Genomic DNA, 294 nt, shown 5'->3' with positions numbered 1-294 from the left:
CTTCGACTACATCTACGAACGGTAGTAGCTCTTACACTGTCGAGAGAGCGAGAGAGCTACTCATATCGGCCTTCGTTAAAATCGCGAATCTCCCGATCGGTGAGATCGGCCATGGGATTGCCTGCATGCTTCTTCGCAAGCTCAATCATCTCGTCCACGCCAGATCGTTTCTTCATTTTCAGCTGCTCGCGCACCGTAGCGGCGATGCCTTCGGCATTCAGGCCGAGGTCAGCGAAGAGTTGGGGCACGGGACCCTGGCCGATGAATCGGTCGGGGATGCCCAGCGTGACGGCA

General features: G+C 56.8%; 1 protein-coding gene. It reads right to left on the bottom strand.

Annotation, left to right across the window (positions count from 1 at the left end; all coding sequences use genetic code 11):
• Positions 1-56: 56 nt before the first annotated feature.
• Positions 57-294 (bottom strand): hypothetical protein (locus tag NE591_RS14950; RefSeq protein ID WP_256157068.1); only part of this gene is annotated, 238 nt, incomplete at its 5' end.

This window comes from Adlercreutzia sp. DFI.6.23, assembly GCF_024462535.1.
Classification (GTDB): Bacteria; Actinomycetota; Coriobacteriia; order Coriobacteriales; family Eggerthellaceae; genus Adlercreutzia; species Adlercreutzia rubneri.
The sequence above is the reverse complement of the archived record's forward strand: the minus strand, read 5'-3'. Positions and strand labels throughout refer to the sequence as shown.